Genomic DNA, 5239 nt, shown 5'->3' on the forward strand with positions numbered 1-5239 from the left:
AACAAAATGGTACACCGCATATTTGTCTATAAGTGTATCATTTTGTCTATTTATTCGCTACCTAGGGACTAGCTCTCTTCTCTTCCTCTGCGGTCTCTGCGGTCTCTGCGGTTAAATCATTCCGAAACAACCGTAAACGAGATCAGCCCAAAAACTTAACATATAAAATCAGGGGCAATTCCAGAATTGCCCCTGCTTTTATTAAAATCAAACTTATCTAAATCCGACAGCCGCCTGCCAAACAAAAGCCAGCAGCAAGAAAAATACGGGAATGACCGGCAAAACATTAACCAAAGGCTCAAAAATCGAATAAGCTTCGGGCAGTTTTGCTAAGAGTAATGCAGCTTCCATGAATCAACCTACCTATCCAACACAATTTTCTTGACACTCCTCAGCCTAAAGGCGTGAGGATTTTTAAGACTTTTGAGTCTTAATATCCCTATTGCTAGGGTTCCCAGGCTGACCACGTATGCACGTTACGTGCGTAGTCATGTCTCCTCAAGAATGTTTTGGGCGTAGACTTTCCCCCAGTCCGGGGGTAGGTTTTTAAATCTTGTCTGATCTCGATAGCATACCACACAAAGCGCGTGGATATGTTTACCCAAATACCTAGGATTTCTGACTTCGCACGGTGTGGAAAAAGCCGTCCTACAACGACTGGGTTTTCAACCCAATTTTCGGATAATTGTCGCATATCTTCACCCAAGGCAATCACGATCGATCGACTCTCGGTGCAAGCCAGTAGGCAAACTCTTCAGTAAATCGATCGGCAAAAATCGCCTCCCGCATCCTCCCAGTAAAGCGAATCAACTCCGTCACATTGTGAATAGCCAGCAAAGTATACCCCAGCACTTCGTTAGCCCGCGCCAAATGGGCCAAATAAGCCCGACTGAATTTTTGGCAGGTATAACAAGGACAAGACTCATCCAGCGGAGCAAAATCCTCCCGGAACCGAGCATTTTTCAAACTCCAGCGTTCCCCACCAACAAAAGCCGTCCCGTGGCGGGCCAGCCGAGTCGGAATCACGCAGTCAAACATATCTACCCCACTCGCCACCGCCAACGCCATTTCCCGATAAGTCCCAATCCCCATCAAATAACGCGGTTTATTTGCCGGCAACAGAGGCGCAGTCACCTTCACAATCTCTGCGATCAAATCCCCCGATTCCCCCACACTAACCCCGCCGATGGCATAGCCTGGTAAATCCAAATCTACCAACTGGTTCGCCGCGCGCGATCGCAAATCGGGGAAAACGCCCCCCTGGACGATGCCAAACAAAGCTTGATCCGGGCGCGAGTGAGCTTGAATGCAGCGTTGCAGCCAGCGGTAAGTGCGATTTGTGGCAGCCTCCACCTCGTCCCGTGTAGCGGGGTAAGGGGGACACTCGTCAAAGGCCATAATCACATCAGCGCCCAACTGATTCTGAATTTCGATCGATCGTTCCGGTGTCAAATTAATCATGCGGCCATCGCGGGGAGAGCGAAAAGTCACCCCATTCTCAGAAATAGTCCGCATTTGGCTCAAGCTAAACACCTGAAAGCCCCCCGAATCCGTCAGCATCGGGCCTGGCCAAGCCATAAATTTATGCAATCCGCCCGCGCCTGCGACAATTGCTTCCCCCGGCTGCAAGTGCAAGTGATAAGTATTTGCCAAAACCATTTGAGAACCCGCCGCCTCAAGATGTGCCGGTGTCAAAGTTTTGACATTAGCTAGCGTCCCCACTGGCATAAATTTAGGCGTTTCCACCACACCGTGGGGAGTCGCAAAAACCCCTGCACGCGCTTGGGTATGGCTGCAATTAGCCTGACATTTAAAAGAAAATTTCGCCTTGTCCTCAGTCATTAGTCCTCGATGCTCGTTAACCGCTACTCGGCCGTCCGTGTTATTTGAGATGTTGCACCCTTCTCAATTACTTGTTTAGGAACAGGCTTTTCGGCCTGTTCCACAAGAAAATTCACTCTTTGTGGAACAGGCCGAAAAGCCTGTTAAGCGAGAATGGTGCAAGATGTGAGTGTTATTTAATCTATTGTTGTTGACATCGCGACAAAAAACTCATGACCGAGAATTTCTAGATGGTACCCGCCACGTGATTTATCCGTGGAATCAATCCAAAACCGACAATCGAAAATCCTCAAGCCCCCGAATTTATCTCGCGCAAGTCAATCCAAAATCGACAATCGAAAATCTAAAATCGAATGACCCCGCCCACAAACGGAGACAAGTTTCCGACAATCGTCGTGGAGGGCAAAAAATTTTAGACCTTAGTTCTAACTCCCAGATTCACGGCGCTGCGAGTAAATCTAAAATCTAAAATCTAAAATCTAAAATCGAGTGACTGACCATTAAAAGGGGGAATCATCTTCGTCCAATTGCAGATCCCAGTTGCCTGAGAGTACCTGATCGACAACCGCATCCAAAGCCGCAGCATTTAAATTCCGGGCGAATTGCTCTTGCAAAGGATTGGAGAGGGGAATTAACCGCAACTGCCGTCCGTCTTGAACCAAGTCAAAATAAGCACCATCGACCGGGGACTGTTTCAGTTCCAGGTAATCAAAACTATACACGTTCAGATAAAGCGCATGGTTGGCAATCAGGGTAGAACGGTGGGGGTTGGCGAAGACTTCGAGTACATAACCTTCCCCTTCGCTATAAATCTGGCCATCTTGTATGTGAAGGTAGCGGACACGTCCTAAATCAAACAGCAATCTTTTGATATCGCGTTTGTTGACGACAATCCCTGTATCGATGATGCAAGGAGCAACTACCCTGTTATTCAATTGATCGTGACTCATGGAGTAAAAGCCTCTGTTGTAGTGTATGTTCCCGTCTTGAAAATCAGGGAGTTAGCTAGAATTTTTGGGAAGGGAAACGCGGATCGGGAGTTTAGTCATTTTAGATAGGGAGCTTGGGGATCGCTGCCGGCAGAGGTTTTCCGGGGAAAAGAGCGGGCGACAGGAGGAATGCTCGATCCAAAAAACTAGGGTGTTACAGTCCAATTCTGGCACACGCTAATCGATTGACAACTGCATACCAGATGAAAAATTTTCTATCTTATGGTGCATGATAAATGGGTTCGCTCTACGATCGACTTTTTCCGGAATCAAGGCGCTGCCATCGCAGGCGCAGTCGCTTTTTATACTTGTTTGCCGGTACCGGTGTCTTGGACTTTGGAGTTTCGGGGCATTGCCCGCTTGGCACCGGCGATCGGGCTTTTGATTGGGGGGATGCTGGGGCTGGGGGATGTTGGGTTGCAGTTGTTGGGAATGCCTGCTCTGACTCGATCGGCCTTGGTGGTAGTCTTGGGCATCGCCGTGACTGGCGGGCTGCACCTAGACGGCGCAATGGACGCGGCCGACGGGCTGGCTGTACCAGACCCCGTGCGTCGGCTGGAAGTGATGCGGGACAGCGTTACAGGAGCCTTTGGGGCGATGGCTGCGATCGCGATCGTGCTGCTGAAAACTGCCGCTCTCTCGGACTTGAATAACTATCGGTGGCTGGCTTTGATGGGTGTCGCGGGTTGGGGGAGGTGGGCCCAACTGGTGGCGATCGCCCGCTATCCCTATCTCCGGGCCGAGGGTAAGGGAGCATTTCACAAAGAATCGATTTATTCTCCTTTTGATTTTATACCGGGAGTGCTGTTGCTGCTGAGTTTGAGCGTGGTGCAAGTTGTCTTGGAGGGCGATCGGTGGCTGTTGGCGGTGGGGATGGCTTTGGGGGGAAGTGCGATCGGAATTTTTGCCGGAGCCTGGTTTAACCACCGTTTGGGCGGCCACACGGGCGATACTTACGGTGCCGTAGTCGAGTGGACGGAGGCTTTGTTGCTGTGTCTTTTGGCGGCTTTGGAAGGTTGATTAACGGTTAAATTGTTTCTGAGTTAACGGCACCATTCTGCATCATCCAAACGAAAAAGCTGAGGATTTGCTCGACAGGGGGCAGAGGATAGACGGATAAGTCGATCGTCACAGTTTGGTTTTCGAGTTTGATAAATTGCCATTGAATGCCATTACTCACGCTCCCATAAATGATGGGGATGTTTTTTTCTTTGGCTTGATTGAAGCGTTGAGCGGCAACCATTTCGGCAATACACTGACCCAATCCGCTTTTGAGGTCGGTCTTTTTAGCTTCGACAATTACAACGGCGGGGGCTTCAATTTCTAGGACTTCGGACGATCGCGCCAGCAGAAAATCAAACACTCCATTCAGCCCCACAGCTTCGTCGATGGTGAATTCTTCGCCGGAGAAAAGGCTAATTTGGCGATCGAGAATCCGCCTCACTTCCAGCAGTACGGGATAGATGATTCCTTCCGATCGCGCTTTTTCACTTCCCGATGTAGCGACGATGGGGAGGCTATCTTTGAGGGTGCCGCTGAGGATGTCTGAGGGTGCGATCGGGTTTAGCGGAGGTATAAAGCGAGATCCCTCTTGGACTGTGAGACCGAAAGCTTGTTTCGCTTTGGCGATCGTAGTAAATTGACTGTATGGCATAATTTTTTTAGTTCACCATTATAGGTTTTGTTTGGGTTTAAATTACAGTGTAAATTAGGTTAAACTGTAAAATAGTTACTCTGTTATTGATTGTTGAAACTATTACTTGAGTGCCGAACTATCCGGCTGCCGAAGACTAGAAGATGCGGAAATCCGAACTCGCATCAGATATGTTTTATCCTGCTGACTGCCAAGTGCGGCGTTAAATTATATAAAGCTAACCTCAATTTTTTTGAAAGCTATGGGATACTTGATTGCTGCGATCGTAATCGGAATGTTGATTTGGGCTGCGATCGAGATTGTCCAAACAATCCGCAATTGGGAAACGAATCCCGAAGAGACCACCAGCAAAATTCAAGCTGAAATGGTCCAAGAAACATATCGCGGTCAATTTGGTGCCGATGCGGTGGAGGGAGGGAGTCAGGCTGTCGGAAACGCACTCCATGCCGGCCACTGCGCCGCCGAAGCTGCAGCTTGCGAATCTGCTCCAAGTGCGATCGCTCATGCTGTAGAAAGCTTATCGCACCTGCTGCACCATTAATATCGTGTCTGCTAGCGTAAATTGTGCAAGTGTTTTTGATGCTGTAGGGGCGGGTTTTACCAATAATCTTTGACGCACGCAAACAATCTCATAAACCCGCCCCCCCCACAACTAATAACCTATATCAACCTTGACTTTTATCTAAGGAATGAGAATTAAATAACTTCCACTCTTGAAAGTGGGATGGGCGTCCCGCCCGTCCTTTTTGGACGG

6 protein-coding genes are annotated in these 5239 nt (G+C 49.0%); 2 read left to right on the plus strand and 4 right to left on the minus strand.

Annotated elements, in window-relative coordinates; all coding sequences use genetic code 11:
- Positions 1 to 213: 213 nt before the first annotated feature.
- The 3 genes from QUA16_RS35565 to QUA16_RS35575 form a co-directional block, all read right to left on the minus strand.
- The gene (locus QUA16_RS35565; protein WP_006634808.1) at positions 214 to 351 is read right to left on the minus strand and encodes a photosystem II reaction center protein K; all 138 of its coding nucleotides are present in this window, start codon (positions 349 to 351) and stop codon (positions 214 to 216) included.
- Between the two features lie 360 nt (positions 352 to 711).
- Positions 712 to 1842 (minus strand): tRNA guanosine(34) transglycosylase Tgt, encoded by a 1131-nt coding sequence (gene tgt / locus QUA16_RS35570; RefSeq protein WP_333109442.1) that lies wholly within the window; start codon positions 1840 to 1842, stop codon positions 712 to 714.
- A 500-nt stretch (positions 1843 to 2342) separates the two neighbouring features.
- Positions 2343 to 2792, minus strand: coding sequence for a hypothetical protein (locus tag QUA16_RS35575; RefSeq protein ID WP_333109444.1), 450 nt, complete (start codon positions 2790 to 2792; stop codon positions 2343 to 2345).
- Positions 2793 to 3053: 261 nt separating this feature from the next.
- On the opposite strand from QUA16_RS35575, the gene cobS reads away from it, so the two are divergent.
- On the plus strand, positions 3054 to 3851 hold the full coding sequence (gene cobS, locus QUA16_RS35580; RefSeq protein ID WP_333109446.1) for an adenosylcobinamide-GDP ribazoletransferase: 798 nt from the start codon (positions 3054 to 3056) through the stop codon (positions 3849 to 3851).
- A gap of 7 nt (positions 3852 to 3858) precedes the next feature.
- Here the strand turns inward: cobS and QUA16_RS35585 are convergent, their stop codons facing one another.
- Positions 3859 to 4485, minus strand: coding sequence for a hypothetical protein (locus QUA16_RS35585; protein ID WP_333109448.1), 627 nt, complete (start codon positions 4483 to 4485; stop codon positions 3859 to 3861).
- A 241-nt stretch (positions 4486 to 4726) separates the two neighbouring features.
- Between QUA16_RS35585 and QUA16_RS35590 the strand changes: the two genes are divergently transcribed.
- Complete coding sequence (locus QUA16_RS35590; protein WP_333109450.1) at positions 4727 to 5026, plus strand: hypothetical protein; 300 nt, start codon at positions 4727 to 4729, stop codon at positions 5024 to 5026.
- The last annotated feature ends 213 nt before the right edge of the window (positions 5027 to 5239 follow it).

This window comes from Microcoleus sp. S13_C3 (assembly GCF_036700905.1).
Taxonomy (GTDB): Bacteria; Cyanobacteriota; Cyanobacteriia; order Cyanobacteriales; family Microcoleaceae; genus Microcoleus.